Consider the following 18681-nt stretch of genomic DNA (forward strand, 5'->3'; position numbering starts at 1 on the left):
GTGATCGCGAAGCGCCGGTTCGGTTCGCAGAACTCGTTCTCACTCAAAGGTGGGTTCGGGGACGTCTGCGCATCGTTTGTGACCGCACCCGGGGCGTAACGGCCCCTTGTGGCACGCCCGCAGTCCATAGTGGCGCGTGAACGCGGGCAGGAGCCCTTCTACAGCCACATGTCACTCCGTCCCTCCGGTGTAGCCGACCCGGGCAGCGACGTGGGCACCGCGTGATCCCCTACAGAGACCGGCTACGGCTTGGCGAACGCTTCGGCGTACGAGAAGACCGATAGACGCCCGGGGCCCGTAACGGGACGTACTCGTCTGCCACAGCAGGCTCACCAATAGAATCTGATCTCGACCAACTACAGGCGGGCCAGCCACGGACCTGTAGGCTCCGCGCCCGTGGACGACATACGGCGGACAACCATCACCTTCAGTGGAATTCTGACGCGGGAGGAGTTCGACGAGGCCCTCGCAGCAACCGGGTGGTTCCGACACCTGCGGTGGCTCATCGTCGTGGCCGCGGCCACGATGGCGGTGCTGAGCTTGAAGCCCTCCGCTGACGGCGGGCCGATCAACGCGGGTCTGCTGATGCTCTCTCTTGTCTACGGTGCGCTCGGCGTGTTCCTGCCCCCGATGCTCGCCGGCCGTATGTTCCGTGCCGACCAGGCCACGGGCGAGAAGCAGGCCGTCATCGATGACGCCGGTTGCGTCGTCTCGCGCGGCCCCAAGGAACTCATGCGGGTGCCGTGGCGCAGCATGTACCGCTGTCACGAGACGGAACGGGTCTACGTGGTGACCGGCCGCCTCGGCTGGAAGGTCGGCCTGTTGATGGTGCCCAAGCGGCTACTCACGAAAACCAGCGAGACCGAACTGGTGGGCGTTCTGCTCGAAGCCGGCGTCCCCCGCTCGAAGAGCAAGCGGACTCACGGCCGTTAGCTCTCCCCGCCGCCGGGCCCGGGTTACAGAGATCCGCCCAGGGAGAAGGGTCGTCGGCCGGGATCTCCTCGGCCAGTTCTACTCCAAGTACCGCCTGCTCGACGGGGCTGACGACTGATCGACGCCAGGGAAGGGCCCTCGTCCGCAGTGACCCACGCGGCCGGCAGGCCGGCTGCCAGACAGCGGCGAACAATCCCCCGGGCGAGCTCGCCCTTGGCGGCAAAGCCGCGTTCGTCAGGGATCTTCACCGTCCGGCACCGATCACGGTCGGAGGTCCAGGGCTTCGGCAGGTAGAGCTCCCGGTCGCCCAGGCCCGGCTTGAACCGGTGGTGTAGGTGGCGAACACGCCGATCTGACAATTGTCAATCTTCCCCGGGGCCTGTGTCTGAATAACTGTCAGAGTTGATCTGTGCGGGTCTCGTCGTGTGACGGTAGGCGGGTTTGTAGTTGGGTGAGGGTGCGGGCCGGACTCCGGGTAACGGAGAGACCGCGATGCGGTGCAGGTCCAGGAGCCGGTGGCCATCCTGGAACTGGTTGGACAGGTTGGTGCGGTGGAAAGTGGCAGACCGTGATCTCGAGTCCGCTTTCCAGGGCGACGGCAGCGAGGTGCTTCTTCCATGTCCAACGGCGGGGGTCGTTGGAACCACCGCAGTCTGCGGTGATCAGCAGCCGGCCGGCGTCCGGGTGGTCGCCGCGTCCCCGCTGCTGCCACCATCGGCGGATGGATTCCACCGCGAACTCGGCCGTGTCGTGGTCGGTGCCGACGTTGACCCATCCAGTGTTGCGGGCGATGTCGTAAATCCCGTAGGGGATGATCACGGGCTGGTCACTGGTGATGAACGTGTGGCAGTCCACACGGATGGGCGTCTTGCCCGGCCGCCAGATGCGGCCAGGCCGGTCGCGATTGCCGAGCCACTCCTTGGCCTTGGTGTCGACGCTGATCACCGGCTGGTTGTCTTCGAGGAAGGCCGTGGCGGTGGCGTTGATGCGCGAGAACTGGGCGTCGCGGTCCGGATGACTGGTGCCTTCTGTGGTCTTGGCGGTGCCCTGCAGGCTTTATCCCAAGGCGTGCAGCAAGCGTCCGACGGACGCCGCGCTGACGGGGTGGCCATGAGTGGTCAGCTCCGATGCCAGGGACCGCAGCGAGAGCGTGGTCCAGCGCAACGGCGAGACTGGATCGCCCCGGGTGTGTGGCTCGATCAGCGCCTCCAGCGCGGGCAGCAGACCGGGGTCAGTGACCGTCACCGGCTTACGGCCGGCTCCTGGAGCTCGAATCCGCCCAGCAGGCAAAGGGCGCCCGGACAGCTCGGCAATCCCGCGTGCGATCGTGGCCGCACTGGCTCCAGAAGCGGCCGCCACCATTGTGATCCCGCCGTGGCCAAGCGCGATGGCCTCGCTGACCAGGTAGAACCGCCGGCGCCGCTCATCGACATGAGGAAGGAACTGATCAAACTTCGCCCTCAAAGCCACAACCGAAGCCCGAGCGGCCGTACGTGCACTCACACCTCAGCGTCCCCTCAACACCCGTACACCGAGCAGTAATTGAAATACAGGCCCCGGCGGTACCGGAATATTGCCGTTGCACCCCGGCGGAGACGGTGCCCTTTTTGATGAAGCCGGTGTCGTCCACGATCAGCACACCGTCCGGCTGACCGAGCCGCTCGGCTACGTAATCCTGCAGGTCGTCGCGGATCTCATCCAGATCCCACTGGCACCACGACAGCAGCCGCTGCAGCCCGGGTATGGGGTGTCATGGCCCGCGTGCTCGGCCAGCTGCCAGCTGTTCTTCCGGCCCACCGGCCCCAACAGGCCGCGCACGTAGTCCCGCCTCCGCCGCCGCGGCTCGACGCGGCCGAACCGCTCGCCCACCCGCAGCAGCAACGACTCCAACTCGCCGTCCCACAGACCTACTTCAAGATCGCTCTCCGTTTCCATAACCGGTTCAACGCACCCCGATCGGGTGAGTAACGAACCACCGCCACCCTGACGGGTCGTCAGCCAACTAGACTCCGAAAGGGCCCTTGACCAGCGCGTATGGAGAACTGCAACTGGAGTACTAAGGACTCCTGACGAGTGGTGGACGTGACCTGGTCAGAGGCCGGTGTCGCGCACGAGGCCGCCGGGTGTCGGGACGCAGTCAGCCGCGTAATCGCACACGATAAACCCGGCGACGTCGGCAAACCTCTCCGCGATACTTGTCGCCCATGGATGAGGTCAAAGTCGTTGTCGCCCATTCCGAGCGCGCGACTCTGCGCGTCGGCGACGTGTTCCTGAAGGTGGACGCCGATCAGGCGCGCATCGACGTCGAGGTCGAGGCGATGTCCCTCGCGCCGGTCCCGACCCCGAAGGTCCTGTGGCGCAGGCCGCCCGTGCTCGCGATCGCCGCACTCCCAGGGACGGCGCTTGGGCGCCTCGGCGGGCCGTCGACCGGGTCGCCGGCGGCGTGGGCCGCGGCGGGCGCGGCCATCCGGAAGCTGCACGACGCGCCGCTGCCGCCCCGGCACGGCCGGGCGGGCCGGAGCAGCGGCGCGCTGGCGGCGGAACTCGATGACGAGTGCGAGTTGCTCGTGGCGAACGGCGTCCTGCCCGCCGACCTGGTCACCCGCAACCGCCAGGTCGCCGAGGCCGCGCTCCGGCCGTGGACTCCGGCGTTCACGCACGGCGACCTGCAGATCGCGCACGTCTTCGTCGACGGCGACGAGGTCACGGGCATCATCGACTGGTCCGAAGCGGGCCAGGGGGATGCCCTGTACGACCTCGCCACCTTCGCACTCGGACACGAGGAGCACCTCGACGAGGTCATCGCCGGCTACGGCACCGACGTCGACCTCGAGGTGATCCACGCGTGGTGGTCGTTGCGAAGCCTGCTGGCAGTTCGCTGGCTGATCGAGCACGGCTTCGACCCGTCCGCGCCGGGCTGTGAGGTCGACGTGCTGAGATCCCGGATGTGAGGTTGGGGGCCCGAGTGCCACGAATGCGTGCTGACGCATCGAGCACGCCGCCCCCTGGGGCGCATCGCCTGCCCCCTTATGCTCGACAGAGGGCGGTGCGCAGTCGTCGCCAGCAGATGACGGCGCAGCCGAAGGTGACGCAGGCGGGCGATTTCAGCACAGCGTGTGCCCTCACACCCGTGGCTGCTCGAGGTCCGGTCCCGCCTGACGCTCAGGCAGGCAGGGTTGAGTGGCTGTTAGAGGTCCTAACAGAAGTCACGGATGATGTGACTGTCGGCTTGGATGCTCGTTGGGTTGTTCGTGGGGAAGAGAGAGTCGCGTCCGTGGGTCGTCTCGGATGAACTGTGGTCGCTGATCGAGCCGTTGTTACCTGAGCCGGGGCCGAAACTGGTGGCCGGTCGGCCGAGAGTTCCGGATCGCCAGGCGCTGTGCGGGATCCTGTTTGTGCTGCATACCGGGATCCAGTGGGAGTATCTGCCGCAGGAGCTGGGCTTCGGTTCGGGCATGACGTGCTGGCGTCGACTTGCGGCTTGGAACGAGGCCGGCGTCTGGGATCGGCTCCACCTCGTGCTGCTGGCAAAGCTGCGAGCGGCGAAACAGCTGGACTGGTCGCGGGCGGTGATCGACTCCTCCCACGTGCGGGCCGCTCGGCGAGGCCCAAAAGCGGGCCCAGCCCGGTCGACCGCGCACGGCCGGGCAGCAAGCACCACATCCTCGTCGACGGGCAGGGCATCCCACTGGCAGTGTCTCTGACCGGCGGAAAATCGCAACGACGTCACCCAGCTGATGCCCCTCCTGGCAAAGATTCCCTCCGTCCCCGGACTCGTCGGACGACCACGCCGACGGCCTGACATCCTCCTCGGCGACCGCGGCTACGACCACGACAAGTACCGCCGTCTGGTCTGGGCGCAGGGCATCAAACCGGTCATCGCCCGCCGCGGAGTACCGCACGGCTCCGGCCTTGGTGTTCACCGCTGGGTCGTCGAGCGCACCATCGCCTGGTTCCACGGCTTCCGACGCCTCCGTGTCCGCTGGGAAAGACGCGACGACATCCACGAAGCCTTCCTCGGCCTCGCCACCTGTCTCATCACCCACCGACACGTCCAACGCCTCTGCCAGGATTTTTGATCCTCAATTCGGTCGACAGCTCGGCACGTCCTCAGCAACGATTCGGTGCCGTCGAACCTTCACCAGGAGCCATCCGTGTCATCCAGGACCGCAGACATCGACTTCACCTTCGCCCGCGAGCTCACGGTCCGCGCCACCATCGGGGCCCTGGCCGCCGCAGGTTGGGTGCTGGAGGAGCCGCTCTCGTACATGGTGAACGACGACGACGACCTGTACGACTGGCGGTCTACGACCCGCGACCACACGCAGGAGGTCTTGGCCGACCTTGACGCACCAGAGCATGTGAACCACCACGTCGCAGTCTGCATCTACCACGGAGCGGCGAATACAGGCGGTCAGCTCCTGTTCTTTCCCGGCCGCATGACCTGCAGCTTCATTCCGACCATCAACCGGCGGCGTCTACCTGGCTCAGTCGACTTCACCGACCTGAGCTGGTACATGCACACACTCGTGCCGCCCTTGCTCATGATCGGGCTGAAGAGCTACGAAGCATGCGACATCGGCCACTGAAGCCGCCAAATTGATCAGCTCTCGATCCATGCAGAGCCTTTGTTAGGACCTCTTAGGCGAGTGGGACGAAACGGTTGAGGAGGAACCGGGTCTTGCTGTGCGGTTCGATGACGGTGGACTCAACTCTGTAGCGACCCGCATCAAGATCGTGCGTGATGCCCTCCATGAGGGTGCCCACCTCGGTGCCCAGGTAGGCGGAGTCAAGATGACGACAGGTCCGGTGGTCCTCATCTCCGGCCCGTCGATCCACTCCGTTGCGGCCGGCGAGTCGGTGATCAAGTCGGCGACCCCCTCCTCGGTTACCGCGTAGCACCATCATGTGATGACTGCGTGCTCGGGCAGGACAGTCGTGGACATCGGTTCGTCTCCGAATACGAGGGCTTGGTCGACGCCCACCAGCATCAAGACGGCGACCCCGTCGACGACGTCGCAGGCCCGGTCGTAGTCCTCGCCCTCGGTGCCGGTCCCCTGCGGCAGTGCGGTCGATGGAACGGCGGCAAACGGGCCACCGTTCGTCTCCATGCCAGTCCAGAGTCATTTTCGTCCTCGGGGCAGTTCAGCCGTTTTTCGTGTCAGCGTATGGCTCCATCAAGGGTGCGTGCTCTCACCGCTTCGGCTGTGGGAGGCCCCCATGACGAGCCAAGTCGCGGGCTGGAGACAGGTGCCGTGGTGTGGGCAGTGCTCTCGGCTGCCCACAATTCTCGCGGATCACGCGTTCGGGCAGAGGTCGCGGACAGAGCGGTGCCTCGGCGACGTCCGTCACCGACCGCGTGAGCCCTTGAGCACCTGCAGCAGACCGCACAGGGGGTGGCCCGGCCGGCGGGCGGTGCCCACGCACAGGAAAGCCCCGAAGTCTCGTTCCGTCGGTGTTCACAACCGTGCTTCGCAGAATGCAGGAGTCAACCAGGAGCTTCCTCTACGCCGGCGGCCTTACCCGTAGGCCGTCCGTCCTCAGCAGTCGGCCGATCGTGTCCGAGTCCAGCGCCGCGTTCGCAGCCGCATCGTGGGCCAACTCCTCGTCGTCGAGGAGTACTGCCAGCCGGGTCTGTGGAAGATTCGGGTGGCGCGTCGCCGCAGCCCTCACGGCATATTCCGGGTCCTGGGTGAGCCGCGCCACGGCTGACGGCTGAGTTTCGGGGTCGCGTGCGGCCAAGGCCCGGACCTCAGGGTCCTCGTGGTCGGCGAAGGCGGCCAGTCCGTCGGTCGGGAAGTTCGGCCGGGTGGTGAGGTGGCTGCGCTCGGGGCCGGTGTACTCGAGGAAGCTGCGCAACAGAAGTGCCGCGGGGGCGTCTGGATGGTTCTGGGCCAGCAGGACGCGTACGCCGAGGTCGTCGTCGGCGGCCAGCCGTGCGACGAGGTCCGGTGGCAGCAGGTGGTCCCTGGCTGCCTGTCGGCGCAGCAGTGGGTGGCTGGAGAGCGCGTTTCGGCGGGCGGTCACGGGATCCCGGGGAACCTCGGGCGCAGGGCGGAAAACGGAGGGATGGTCCGGCGACGAGTGCGCGGCGCTCGTCGGGTCCGAGGTCTGCGCGGTGCGCGATCAGGCCCCGTATCTGCGGAACCGGATCGGCGGCCAGGAGGACCACTGCGTCGGGAGGGAGGGTGGGGTTGACGGCGATCATCGCCTTGTCCTCCTTGCCGACAGGCCTGGCCAGGACGCCGTCCACTACAGCTCTGCTGAGGGCGCGGTGGAGCAGCATGTCAGTACGGGCGTGGCACGGTCGGTCAGGGAGCGCGCTCTCCACCCACGCCGGATCCTGCAGGCGCGCATGCCGCTGCGCCGTCTCCCGGACCCCGTCGTCGGGGTCTGCGAGCAGTGCGGCCCGCATGCCTGCGGATAGTGACGCCCACCCACCGACCCCCCAACAGCGGACCTTCGCGATCGGATGTGTGGGCATGGATTCGCGCAGCCTGGTGGAGATCTGCTGGTAGAAGGGGCCGCCCAGGAGTTCGTCGTCATACGTGCTGATCATGTGGACGACGGCCTCGTCGGGCAGGGGCCTGGGCCGGGCGGGGGCGGCCACCCGCGGTCCCTCGGCCAGGTGGGCGCGGACAAACCACTCGGGATCATCCAGCAGTCGAACTCGCTGGGCCGGATCGACATGGGGGTTACGGGCGAAGAAGCTGCGGGTGTAGGTGTCGGGGTGCTCGATCACCGCGTCGACGACGGCGTCGGGCAGGGTCCGGTCCCGGCACAGCACCATGCGTACGGCCAGCGGGGTGTCGGAGAGCAGCCGCAGGAGGACGCTCTCCGATACGGACGGGTTGAGAGCCAGTCCGGCGAGCCGACGGGTGGGGAGATCGGCGTCCGTCCAGATCTGCTCAGGCGTAGGCATGCCTTGTACCCCCAAGGTGTCAACTGGCCTCGTGACGACTTGATCACGACCTTATCCGCCTTGCACAGCGACAAGCCGAGCGTGGGGTAGCGCCGTCCAGGGCCCGTCCAGACGTTCGCGCGCGTGCGAGGCGGGCTTCCCGGGTCCGACGCGCATGGAATACATGCCATGCGAACCGCAGAGTTCACCTCACGTAGGCCTGGTCAGCGCCGAACCGTGGTCACTGAGGTTCCAGGCCTCTTCCGGCCCCACTCTCGCCACCTGAACGCGACAGGGGCGTCCTACGCCTACCGCCTTCGTGTCGCCGCACTGAGCGGCCCCGCCAAGGCGACAGAGTGACAGCGGATACGCGCTCAGCTTGCCGGCCAGTCGAGCGCCGACCCGCTGCGGCTTCCGGAGGGCACCCCATCGAGCTCCCGGCCGTCGCGGCACCAACTGCCGCTTCCCAGCTTCAGCCAGCGGCAACACGCTGTGGCTTCCGGGCCCATGGGCCACACCCCCTACGCAAACCGGAAGCCACAGCACAGCACCACGGCGCCTGTCACAAGCAGCACCGGGAACGGGTGTGCCGGAGTTCAGGGTGCACCGTCACGGCTGCCCTGTGGGGTGGCGGTGTTCAGCGCTGGGCTGCCGCAGCCGCAGCCGCAGCCGCAGCCATGATGCGGTGCAGGACGGGGACCGGGATCGCCGGATTGGTGACCGCCGCGCATGCCGTGTCGCGGTCGTGCAGCAGCCCGGCAAGAACGCGGGCCGGCAGCCGGAGATGGCGCATCGCGGTCTCACGGACGTGGGCGGCTGGGTCGTTCAGCAGCCGCACCGCGTCGGCCGGTGACAGCCGGGTGTCCTCGGCCGCGCGGCGGCGCACCTCGGCTTCCGGGTCGCGGGCGAGACGTGCAACGTCGGCAGGCGTGGACAGCGGATCGTCCAGGGCCAGGCGGCGCATCCTCCCACCCGGGTCGCCGGCATAGCGCAACAGTCCCGCACGGGGGAAGTTTGGGTGGCTGCGGGGGCGGTCGGGGTGGGTGAAGCTGCCGTCCCACCATCGCCAGACCTCGAGCAGCATCTCGGCCGGCGCGTCATCGCACGATTCGGCGAGAAACAGGCGGACCGTCCGGTCCTCGTCCCGCGCCAGACGCTCCACGACCTCCGGTGGAAGATGCCTGGCACGGGCCACACTTCGGCGGATGAGTGGATGGGGCGATACGGCTAGGCGGCGCATCGCGTCGGCGTCATCGTGCAGGCCCTCGACCCAGGGCAGAGTGCGCGACATCGACGTCGGGTCGAAGTCGTAGCGCACCGCGGCACGCTGTTCCTCGTTGAGGTCGGACCGCAGTGCCACCGCCGAGCGGATGTCGTCGTACCGGTCCTCCGCCAGAACGGCGACGCTGTGTGCACTGAGCCGCGCGTTGGCGGCCAGCGCTCGACGTACCTCCGCGTCCCCGCCCCGGGCCAGCTCCGCCTCCAACTCGGGCGAGAGACGGCACTGTTCGAGCGCGCGCCGGGGCTGGGGCAGCACGGCAAAGACCTCACGGGGCATGGGGACCGTGGTGTGGTGGGCGAGCAGCGCCGCCGTTCGGACTGCGTCGTCGGTGTCGGCCAGCAGTCGCGCCCGCAGCGGCGCTGCGAGGTCTTCCCACCGGGCGCAGGCAGTCTCCCGCACCCGGGCATCGGCGTCGGCCGCTAGGTTGGGGAGGTGGTGTGCGGGGAGCCCCGGGAGTTCGGCGGCCTGAGCGCGGGAAGGGCCGGACAGGAGGTCGTCGTACAAGTCCCCGGGAAGTTCGAAGCCCCAGGCGCAGGCACGCTCGGCCCAGAGAACGCGCCGACTCGGCAGCGGTTCGGCGCGGATCAGGCGTATCCACTGATCGGCCGTGAGCTTGGGCCGGAAGGTGTCCGCGGGCCTCGAGCGCACCTGCGGATCGGGATGCGCCACGGCGGCGTCGAGTACGGCGGGCCGGTCGCAGCCGTGCAGGAAGCCCACCTCCACATCCAGCAGCCGGATCAGCAGCTCGTCCGGCGCGGCCGGATTGAACCCGATCCCCTCCGCCCAGTGCAAAGGCCATGCCGGCCGGCCGGGCACCGCTGCCCACACCTCGGCGCGCTCGGCCTCCGTCTCGCGCCCGGCCTCCGCGGCGGCCTCCTCAAGCCGCTCCGGCAGTCGGTCGAGGGCTGTCACCCGAGGCCCGTCCGCGCCGGGCACCTCCGCCAGCAGCACCTGTCCGCCGAGGGAGAGCGCCACGAACCCGGGGCCGCCGGTCAACCCCGGCACACTGTCGCCGGCGTAGCGGACCCGGGTCCACCAGGCGTCGTTGCCGCCGATCCGATGTCCGAGGACGGCCACCAAAAACTCGTCGGTAGCATCTGCAAGGCGGCGCCACCACACGGCGTCGACCGCTTCCCGGACCGCGCCATCCGGCGCCGCGATCCCCCGCGCGATCCGCCAGCCGGCCTCCGGCGGGAAGAGGCTGCCCGGGCGCACGTCCTCGACGACCGTGAGTCCGGCGTGTCGGAGCAGTTCGTGGAGTTCCTCTCGGCATTGCACGCGGTCATGATCCCCGCCGACTCGCGGTGGGACAAGGCCCGCGGCCCAGCCGCCACCAGCCCCCACCCGCGTACACGTCATTGGCCGCGATTCGTTCGGTCCCGCCCGAGCGGCTCGATTTGGCCCCACCAGGGTCTGCCCGGCGGATCATGTGACTTTTCGACTGACTGTCGGTGTCTGAGGCCTGGGCCCGGGGGAACCGACGAATCGAGTGGCCGCTTCTGGAGCCATACCTGCCGCTGTCAGGAGGTCGGGACCCGTAACGACGAAGGAACCTTCGTCTTCCACGGCACAGTTACTGTGGCCGCCACCCGTCTCTGGATCAGACCGTGAACCGAAGAAGCGTCGCCCATCATGTGCACCCCGGCCACCGACGGTACCCACGAGCATGGTCTCTCAGCAGGGCAACGACAGAGTCCGGTCATCACACCACGCACCGCTGACATCACAGTCACTCAGCTCTTCACGGAAGTTGAGCCAGAACCCTCGTTGGCTCTGGCACAACTTCTGTGGACCGACCACGCTGAGTAATCGGTTTGGGATGGTCGTCCTGGCTGTCTAGGCTCCGAGGCATGGGGGACCGGTGTTGGTGATTGAGTTGGCGGAGGAGGTCCCGCGTGCCGCAATTCAGCGACTGCACGAGTTTCTGGTTCGTTCCTCGGCCCGTTTTGAGGAGAAGCGGCTCGGCGAGTACGACCTGAACATCCACGCGGAGAGCCTCGGCATCAAGGACACCGGGGGTGTCGACGGGCGTCGGCCCGTGCTGGTCTCTCTCATGGGGCCCGGTATCGGCGACGAGGCCATCTTCGAGGCCGAACACGCTGACGAAGTTGACCAGGAGCCCCTCATCGGCTTCACCCCGACCTACGCTGTCGATGTCATCGCGTTCTGCAACCGTCCAGTGGACCACATCGTCACAGTCCTGCTGACAGCCGCCGTCATGGACGTGATCGGCGGAGTCGTCAACGCCGAACTACTGGAAGACCAAGTGCCGATCGTCGCCGGCCTCCCGGGCATCGTCGCAACGATGACCGATCCGTGGCCTGCCGCGTACGGCTCGGCGGAATTTCTCAGAGCTTGGGTCCAACAACCCGGCTTCCGGCTCCTGAATTAGCCGGAATCTATTCCCTCGGGTCAGGCGAGTAGTACCCGCTTGCGCAACAGCCTGAAGCCGGCTCGGCCGAACATCTGGCGCTTGAGCATTTTGATCCGGTTGACATGGCCTTCTACGACGCCTGAGCTCCAGGGCAGTGTGAGGCCGGCGATGACGGCGTCGCGGTCGCGGTCGATTCCCTTGGCGAGGGTGTGGAGGCTTGGAAGGTCGTCCTGCCTAACCGCGTCGAGGCCAGTCCGGCAGGTGCTGGCCCTGGCGTTCGGTGAGCATGGTCGCGAAGGACCGGACGTGCCGAGTGAGGGCGTCGAGTTCGGGGCAGTTGGCATGGACGTTCTTGAGTTGGAGCTGTTCGCTTTCGGTGAGGGATTCCGGGCGTCGCAGGATCCATCCGGCGACGGTCCGGGGCGAGGGCGGGCGCGCGGTCACGGATCGTGGCGAGGTGCGCTTCATACGTATGTAGGCGCGAACGCGCTGGTAGCTGCCTTTGTAGCCGAGCGGGACGATCTCCTCCCAGAGCTTCCAGGCGTTGCTGCATCCCTCGTTCCAGCGCTCGTCGAGGTAGGGCTTGTACTCGTCGAGGACTGATTTCCGGTTCTGCCACTGGCCGGTGAACAGCTCCTCCGGCACCGCAGCGTCAGCGAAGCGTTGGACGGTTCGCCAGGTCATGCCGAGCTGACGCTGGATCGAACGGCGGCTATGGCCGGCTTCCAGCAGGGCATGGATGGCGGCGTGCCGGGCCCGCGTTCGGTCGGCGAACCGGTGGCCGGTCGGCCAGGGCGAGTCTGCCGACTCCACCTCCGGACTGGGTTCGGCCTCGTCCTCGGGCGCTTCTGGGACGAGAACCCGCAGGCAGTGTCGATGCTGGGCGACGCTTCGCTCCGCGGCTTCGCTGAGGTTGTGCCACAAGTGCCAGCGGTCGGCGACTTGGACGGCCTGGGGTGCCCCGGCGGTGGCGCCCTCGGCGAAGAACGGGGCCCGGTCCCGGCAGACGACCTCAATTCCGGTCCGCTGGGCCAGCCACGCGGCCAGGCTCGACGCCTCCCGGTCAGGCAGCAGATCGACCGGGCGACGGGTTTCGACGTCCACGAGGACGGTCCCGTAGTGGCGGCCCTTGCGGGTGGCGTACTCATCGACGCCGACCACCCGCGGCGCCGGGACTTCCGGCTCGGGCAGCGCGTCGACCAACCGCAACACCGTGCTGCGGCTGACCGGCATCCCGAGGACACCGGTCAGGCGAGCACCGGCCCGGCCCGCGAGCGCGAGACCGACCGCGGCCAGCACGGACCGCAGCCGCTCGGTCCGCTGACCGTGCCGACGCGTCAGCCCGGGAACCTGCTCCACGAAGGTCCGCCGCTTGCACGCGGCATCCTGGCAGTTGAACCGGCGGACTCTTAACCGCAGTAGAACACTCCGCCCGGCGCTGGGTACATCAGCAGGAAACCGCAGGTAGGAGCCGTGAACACGGCTCGACCACGTCCCGCACCCCGGGCACACGGCACCTGCCGCAGTGCAGCACACGTCAACGTGCACTATCCCGATGTTCACGTCCACCGACAACACCACGACGTCGCCGACGGACGGCAGTAAACAGCTCCTTCACCTGGAGCACGAGTTCATCCACGGCCTCGAACTGTCAGCCACACCGCACAGGCCACCGCTCGTTTTCAGGCAACTTTTCGAGCCGCCCATACGACCTCAGCTGTTACTCAGCGTGCAAGAACCACAAAACCTGAGCCAGAGCCCATTTTTTCGGGTTCTGGCTCAACTTCTATGGTGCAGCCGCGCTGAGTGACCGGTCCTGGATGGATACAGCCGAACGTCTCGCGCTCCTGGAACGCCCCGTACTCGGCGTCCCGCTGCTCCCATGCCACCCGGAGTTGATCGCGGAGCTGGCGACACGCTGGGACGCAGGTCGAAGCACCCGACACGAGCGACGGCACGGAGCTCGGAAGCGGAATGCCGGCGCCGGTCCGAAGTACACGCTGGTCTTCACCGACCGGGTCCTGGTGACGCTCGTCGTCCACCTGTGTACGGGACTGTCCCACAAGGCACTCGGGGTGATCTACGAGGTGGGTTCTTCCACCATCGGGCGGGCGATCAGCGAGATCCGTCGTCCGTTGGCGGCCGCGCGTGGATTCGCGGTGCCGGACCAGCCCGGCTTCGGCTGCGGACACTGGAGGGACGTGTTCGCCCCTGCCGCGGCCGACAACGTCCGTTGGACGCCCAGCATTCCTTTCTCCCCCGATGAGCTCGGCTTTTGCGGCCCGCCGCAACAGCGTGGCCGGATGCGGTGCCACTCAGCAGAGTGGCTCTCACCGTGCACAACAGTCCTAGGGGGAAAACGTGCAGAAGAACCTCAAGACGCTCGCCGTGGCCGCCAGCGGTCTTGCTCTGGCGCTCGGCGGATCGACAGCGGCTGTCGCCGCTCCGCAGGGCGACGTGAGCGCCCAGGTCAGCTGCTACGACGGGGCCTCGTCCTTCTCGAAGGCATCCGGCCGGTACACGACGAGCGTCTTCAAGACGTCGACCAGGTGCAACGACATCAACCTCAAGATGGGCTCCAGCGGCCGCTACGTGAAGGTGTGCTTCAAGCTCAGCAGCGGCTCCTTCGACTGCCAGAGCGACTACGAGTGGGCTCCTTCGGGCTCCTGGAAGGTGATCGCCACCGACGTCCGCGACTCGCAGGAGTTCGTGTTCTTCTTCGAGACCACCAGCTCCGCGTCGGGCTCATACGCCGCCTGACCGCAACAACCGCACTGACTTATCAGAACGTAAGGGGCGGGCCCGCCGGTGAACAGCCGGCGGGCCCGCTTCACGCTCGTGCCGAAGGCGACGGACTACAGCGTGTCTCCCTGGTGTTGTCCGCCGTGCGAAGCTGTTCGCCATGGCACCTTCGATAGTCCGTGGACTTGCCCTGCCGGCCCCGCTGACGTCCCTCATCGATCGCGGCCTCTGGCGTCACCCGGGCGATGCGGTGCTGGCGAAGGTCATCCCGTGGTTCAAGGACCCACTTGCCTTCGTGTCGAGCCCGAGCAGATGGCGTACGCGTCCCAATCAATAGACATGTTCGCCGATGATCCGCACTCCGCCTTCTTTCGCCAGGCACCCGGAAGCAGGGGCGCCGCCCCGCTCGAACTGCCTTGGCTTGACGTTGAACAGGCAGTGCTGATCGCCACCACCCGCAACCCGGCGATGACGGCGCCTTGGCTCTCGACTACCGGACTGACCCCTCAGACCCCCGCATCGTCGGCAGTGAATTCTGGACGGACCCCCTTCTGTGCCAGTGGCGGGTCGTAGCACCTACCTTCTCGGGCTTCGTCTCGAGCTTGGGCCTGTAGCTTCCGCTGTCATGTCACTGGCGCGCCCGGATAAGGACGGCAGCCAGGTGGAGTGCGGCTGGAGTGCGGCCTGGTAGGCGATGGCATACTCGGTCTTCCGAGGCCGTTTCGAGGAACACGAACGCTTGCCATCACGGCCTCGAAGGCCGGGGCATCCGACACAGTTTCCACACGATGGCCTCCAGAGTGCGGCGGTGGTCTGCCCACCGCGCTCCTCGGACCGGACCAGCCGGCATGAGCGGCTTGCTCCGGTCCTTCATCACATCAGTGATCATTAATCGAACAGACACAGCGATCAGCGGCCTGCTCATCAGAGAGACACGTCCTTGGTGCTGGTCACTCCTTCGGGCTCACGGCGCGCAGCAAGGACGCCCCCGCCGGGGTGAGGGTGTGCAGCACGGTCTGGCCATTCCGGATGGTGGTGATGAGGCCTGCGTCGCGCAGCACGGTGGCGTGTCTGCTGGCTGAGGATGCCGAGACTCCGGCGGCACGGGCGATCTCGCCGGTCGTGGCACCGGTGGACGCGGCGCGCAAGGCGACCGCTCGAGCGCGCCCGAGCAGGGTGATCAAGGGCTTCTCGGGGGCATCGACGCCACGCGGGGCACCCGGGGGGCTCGATTCATGGAGGAGCGAGTACCAGAGCACGGGCGGCATTTCCGGGTCGGCGAAGGCGACCGGCTCACCCCAGTTGAAGTACGAAGGGACGAGGGTGAGCCCACGTCCGTTCAGATACAGGTCCCGGTCCTCGACCTGCCTGGGATAGACGACCTCCAGGACCGGAGGGCGCCAGCGCAGCATCGGTCCGAGTCCCGAGAGCATGCCCTCGACTCCGCCGTCCAGAACCCCACGGGCACGCGCCGCTCGCTCCGCCTCGATCCGGGCGTGCGCCTGATCCTCGTACGGGGCGATCACCGCGTCGTGGTACGCCCGCAGCATCCCCACGAACTCCTTGCGCGCCTCCAGCTGGGCCAGCTGCCCGGCCCACGAGGGAGCACCGACGGTCCGGTCGAGGATGGTCACTTCCTTCAGGACTCGTCGCGCAGGCGTGGCCAGAATTGATTCCAGTGCGGCGTCCAAATCACCTACTGCGTCAGCGGGCGTCAGAAAGTCCGGAAAGTAAGCAGCCCTTGGATACAACGGCAGGAAGACGCTCCGCAGGACTCGCCCCAGCCCCCTCTCCCGCGTCTGCTGCCTTGCCATGCGGTACCACCCGGCGTAGGCCCACCGCCCTCTGCGGGACTGTAATCGGTGCATACTCGAGGCGACTTCCCAGAGAGGATCAGGCGCGGCGGCAATCCTGGTTCTCGCCAGATCTGCATCGCTGAAATGAATGCGGAGCATGTCATACCCCGTTCGGTATGGTCGGGAGGGAGATCGTAGGTCGCGGAGATCAATACGCGATAAACGGGGGGTCAACGGCCACGAGTCGCCTGTTTAGTTCTGCCTGGGCTGCAATGGATCGTGCCACCGTTTGGGCGTTCGTCGAATGTTCCGGCCGCCGGCGCCAAAAGCCCACGATGGGGCGCGTACGATTCACCGCTCGAACTGCAACTGCAAGGCACACAGGAGACATGAGCGCCGCGCGCGGCGGTCAGGAAGGCCTCCACCGCCCGGCGCGGGTCGGACCCGTCGGGGTCCGAGGGCGGCGTCGTGCCGCGGACTCTCAGCCGGGCCCCGCTGGCCATTCTTGGCAGCCCCGGGCGTGCGATCGACGATCGGTGCCATCTCCTCGAACGAAAGCCCCAACATGTCGTGGAGCACGAACGCCAGCCGCTCTGCCGGGCTGAGCGATTCCAGCCCCACCATCCGGTGCTCCAGTGGCTCCTCACCTCGCCGTTTCCGGAGACGGAGCATGTCCAGACAGACCCGGCCGGCCCCGATGCCTGGCAACACCTGCGGACACGATCGCCCGCATGGTGCTGTCCTACTGACGACGCCTTGCCACCTGAAGCTCAGGGGACCTGAGGCTCCTGCTCCGGCGGGCCTCAGCTCTGCCGGAGCAGGACCACGACGATCCGGCCCCACCGTGCATCACCTCCCCGTCCGGTACGCACCCCCAGAGCTCCAGCAGCTCTTCCACGATCCCGGGCAGTTCGGAGAGCCACGCCGCTCCGCGTTCCCCTTCGCGCTCGACGGTGCTGCGCGCGAAAGCCTCTGGTGTCTCGAACATCCGGGAACCTTACGCACCAGTCCTGGGCGGCCGCCAGGAACCCGAGCGGGGTCGAAGAGACGGCCGAAGCGATCCTGTCTGCGACTGGTCCGGCTCGGCGGTCAGACGCGTGGACCGAGGAACAGGCCACCGCTCGCATCGATGACCTGACCGGTGATCCAGCGGGCGGCGTCGGAGGCGAGGTAGGTGACCACGTCGGCGACGTCGTCGGGCCCGCCCAGCCGGTCGAGCGCCGTCATGCCGGCGATCTGTTCGGCGAGGCCCGGCACGTCGAAAACGGCTTCGTTGGTCGGCGTCCTGGTGGCTCCGGGAGCGACCGCGTTCACCGTGATCCCTCGCGGACCGAGCTGGTTGGCGAGGGTTCTGCTCATCGTCTCGACCGCGGCTTTCGTCATGGCGAAGGATGTCTGGGCCGGGTTGGCCATCCGGGTCGCCACCGACGAGATCGTGATGATCCGGCCCCTGTCCCCCAGCAGGGGCAACGCGCGCTCGATGATGAAGTACGGCGCTCGCACGTTCACCGCGAACAGGTGGTCGAACTCCGCCCGTGTCGTCGCGCCGAGCGGACCGGCCGGTGGGGCCGCCGCGTTGTTGACCAGGATATCGAGCGGCCGACCGGCCAGGCCGGCCTCGACACCAGCGAAGAGCGTCTCGACATCGCCGTCCGCACCCAGTTCGGCCCTGACGGTGAAGGCGGTCCCACCGGCGCGTTCTACCGCCTCGACTGTCGTCGCCGCCCCTCTCTCGTCCGTGCCGAAATGCACGATGACCAAGGCACCTTCAGCCGCGAGCCGGGCTGCGATCGCCTGCCCGATGCCACGTGAAGCACCTGTCACCAGAGCTGTTCTGCCGACCTGACCACTCATTCCGTCCACCTCGTTTGTTAGTCACTAACATTACGGTAGTGTCTAACACATGAATGAGCGGAAACCGACCCTGCGGAAGCGGCAGCGATCCGAGACCCGGCGCGCGATCCAGGCGCACGCGGTGCGGCTGTTCACCGACCGTGGCTACGACGCCGTGACGGTGGCCGATGTCGCCGACGCCGTCGGCGTTTCGGCTATGACCGTGTACCGGCACTTCCCCACCAAGGAGGACCTCGTCCTGGTGGACCAGCCTGCACTGCTCATCGCCGATCGGGTCGCCGCGTCGTCCGCGACGGACCCCCTGGTGCGCCGCGTCGGCGGTGCGCTCGTCGAGGCGGCCGCGGCACTGACCGGCGGCGACGGGGACGAACCGGCGGCCGACGAGCAATTCCTGCTGGACTGCCTCCGGCTCATGGTCTCGACGCCTGCGCTTCGGGCCCGGCACCTGGACAGCCAGTACGCACTGCAAGAGGCCGTCGTCGACGCCCTCGGGGGCACGACCGACCCTGAGGCCACGTTCCGCGCACGGGCGGCGACCGGCGCATGCCTGGCCGCGATGCACACGGCATTGACGCGCTGGGTCGATGACGACGGACGGACGGGACTGCCCGACCTGATCGCGCGGGCCCTCGCCGCTTCGTTCGGCCACGACGTGATCGCCACCGGCCGTACGAGCTGAGGCGGCCGGCGACCGTTGTCGGGGCGGGTCCGATGCGGCCCACCGCCTCCACCTCGACGCCCCCCTCTCACGACCTGGAGCTGTCATGACCCTGGCGGAACGCGCGATCCACCCCCACAA

Annotated in this window: 14 protein-coding genes and 5 pseudogenes; 7 read left to right on the forward strand and 12 right to left on the reverse strand. The window is 67.6% G+C overall.

Features of this window, described 5'->3' with window-relative positions; all coding sequences use genetic code 11:
* Positions 1–396 precede the first annotated feature (396 nt).
* Positions 397–933: a hypothetical protein gene (locus ACIBCU_RS29105; protein WP_399235069.1), complete on the forward strand. Its 537-nt coding sequence runs from the start codon at positions 397–399 to the stop codon at positions 931–933.
* A 23-nt stretch (positions 934–956) separates the two neighbouring features.
* Here ACIBCU_RS29105 and ACIBCU_RS29110 read toward each other — a convergent pair whose 3' ends face one another.
* From ACIBCU_RS29110 to ACIBCU_RS29120, 3 genes and pseudogenes are all read right to left on the reverse strand, one after another.
* On the reverse strand, positions 957–1181 hold the full coding sequence (locus ACIBCU_RS29110; protein WP_399235071.1) for a hypothetical protein: 225 nt from the start codon (positions 1179–1181) through the stop codon (positions 957–959).
* 301 nt (positions 1182–1482) lie between these two features.
* Positions 1483–2436: pseudogene (locus ACIBCU_RS29115) on the reverse strand (ISAzo13 family transposase); the annotation flags it as partial.
* A 52-nt stretch (positions 2437–2488) separates the two neighbouring features.
* Positions 2489–2868: pseudogene (locus ACIBCU_RS29120) on the reverse strand (transposase); the annotation flags it as partial.
* Between the two features lie 269 nt (positions 2869–3137).
* Between ACIBCU_RS29120 and ACIBCU_RS29125 the strand changes: the two are divergent.
* The 3 genes and pseudogenes from ACIBCU_RS29125 to ACIBCU_RS29135 all read left to right on the forward strand — a co-directional run bounded on the left by ACIBCU_RS29125 (position 3138) and on the right by ACIBCU_RS29135 (position 5522).
* Positions 3138–3884: a phosphotransferase family protein gene (locus tag ACIBCU_RS29125; RefSeq protein WP_399235073.1), complete on the forward strand. Its 747-nt coding sequence runs from the start codon at positions 3138–3140 to the stop codon at positions 3882–3884.
* 282 nt (positions 3885–4166) lie between these two features.
* Positions 4167–5012, forward strand: a pseudogene (locus tag ACIBCU_RS29130) (IS5 family transposase).
* Positions 5013–5087: 75 nt separating this feature from the next.
* On the forward strand, positions 5088–5522 hold the full coding sequence (locus ACIBCU_RS29135; protein ID WP_399235075.1) for a hypothetical protein: 435 nt from the start codon (positions 5088–5090) through the stop codon (positions 5520–5522).
* 315 nt (positions 5523–5837) lie between these two features.
* On the opposite strand, the gene ACIBCU_RS29140 is transcribed toward ACIBCU_RS29135, so the two are convergent.
* The 3 genes from ACIBCU_RS29140 to ACIBCU_RS29150 all read right to left on the reverse strand — a co-directional run bounded on the left by ACIBCU_RS29140 (position 5838) and on the right by ACIBCU_RS29150 (position 10394).
* Positions 5838–6044 (reverse strand): Imm21 family immunity protein, encoded by a 207-nt coding sequence (locus ACIBCU_RS29140; protein ID WP_399235077.1) that lies wholly within the window; start codon positions 6042–6044, stop codon positions 5838–5840.
* 394 nt (positions 6045–6438) lie between these two features.
* Positions 6439–6960 (reverse strand): hypothetical protein, encoded by a 522-nt coding sequence (locus ACIBCU_RS29145; RefSeq protein ID WP_399235079.1) that lies wholly within the window; start codon positions 6958–6960, stop codon positions 6439–6441.
* A 1511-nt stretch (positions 6961–8471) separates the two neighbouring features.
* Complete coding sequence (locus ACIBCU_RS29150; protein WP_399235081.1) at positions 8472–10394, reverse strand: hypothetical protein; 1923 nt, start codon at positions 10392–10394, stop codon at positions 8472–8474.
* 583 nt (positions 10395–10977) lie between these two features.
* Here ACIBCU_RS29150 and ACIBCU_RS29155 point away from each other — a divergent pair.
* The gene (locus ACIBCU_RS29155) at positions 10978–11508 is read left to right on the forward strand and encodes a DUF6368 family protein (RefSeq protein WP_399235083.1); all 531 of its coding nucleotides are present in this window, start codon (positions 10978–10980) and stop codon (positions 11506–11508) included.
* Between the two features lie 20 nt (positions 11509–11528).
* Here ACIBCU_RS29155 and ACIBCU_RS29160 read toward each other — a convergent pair whose 3' ends face one another.
* Together ACIBCU_RS29160 and ACIBCU_RS29165 are read right to left on the reverse strand one after the other, a co-directional pair.
* Positions 11529–11834 (reverse strand): transposase, encoded by a 306-nt coding sequence (locus ACIBCU_RS29160; protein ID WP_362930823.1) that lies wholly within the window; start codon positions 11832–11834, stop codon positions 11529–11531.
* Complete coding sequence (locus ACIBCU_RS29165; RefSeq protein ID WP_362930825.1) at positions 11725–13071, reverse strand: ISL3 family transposase; 1347 nt, start codon at positions 13069–13071, stop codon at positions 11725–11727. Before ACIBCU_RS29165 ends, ACIBCU_RS29160 begins: the two co-directional genes overlap by 110 nt.
* Before the next feature lie 780 nt (positions 13072–13851).
* On the opposite strand from ACIBCU_RS29165, the gene ACIBCU_RS29170 reads away from it, so the two are divergent.
* Positions 13852–14250 (forward strand): hypothetical protein, encoded by a 399-nt coding sequence (locus tag ACIBCU_RS29170; protein WP_399235086.1) that lies wholly within the window; start codon positions 13852–13854, stop codon positions 14248–14250.
* A gap of 760 nt (positions 14251–15010) precedes the next feature.
* Here the strand turns inward: ACIBCU_RS29170 and ACIBCU_RS29175 are convergent.
* From ACIBCU_RS29175 to ACIBCU_RS29190, 4 genes and pseudogenes are all read right to left on the reverse strand, one after another.
* A pseudogene (locus ACIBCU_RS29175) lies at positions 15011–15136 on the reverse strand (IS5/IS1182 family transposase); the annotation flags it as partial.
* Positions 15137–15182: 46 nt separating this feature from the next.
* A complete protein-coding gene (locus ACIBCU_RS29180) occupies positions 15183–16187 on the reverse strand; it encodes an ArsR family transcriptional regulator (RefSeq protein WP_399235088.1) in 1005 nt (334 codons plus the stop codon).
* Positions 16188–16423: 236 nt separating this feature from the next.
* A pseudogene (locus tag ACIBCU_RS29185) lies at positions 16424–16718 on the reverse strand (sigma factor-like helix-turn-helix DNA-binding protein); the annotation flags it as partial.
* 399 nt (positions 16719–17117) lie between these two features.
* Positions 17118–17882 carry an SDR family oxidoreductase gene (locus tag ACIBCU_RS29190; RefSeq protein WP_362930833.1) on the reverse strand — a complete coding sequence of 255 codons (765 nt, stop codon included), beginning with the start codon at positions 17880–17882 and terminating at the stop codon, positions 17118–17120.
* 49 nt (positions 17883–17931) lie between these two features.
* Between ACIBCU_RS29190 and ACIBCU_RS29195 the strand changes: the two genes are divergently transcribed.
* Complete coding sequence (locus tag ACIBCU_RS29195; protein ID WP_399235090.1) at positions 17932–18561, forward strand: TetR/AcrR family transcriptional regulator; 630 nt, start codon at positions 17932–17934, stop codon at positions 18559–18561.
* The last annotated feature ends 120 nt before the right edge of the window (positions 18562–18681 follow it).

It is taken from the genome of Streptomyces sp. NPDC051064 (assembly GCF_044455985.1).
Classification (GTDB): Bacteria; Actinomycetota; Actinomycetes; order Streptomycetales; family Streptomycetaceae; genus Streptomyces.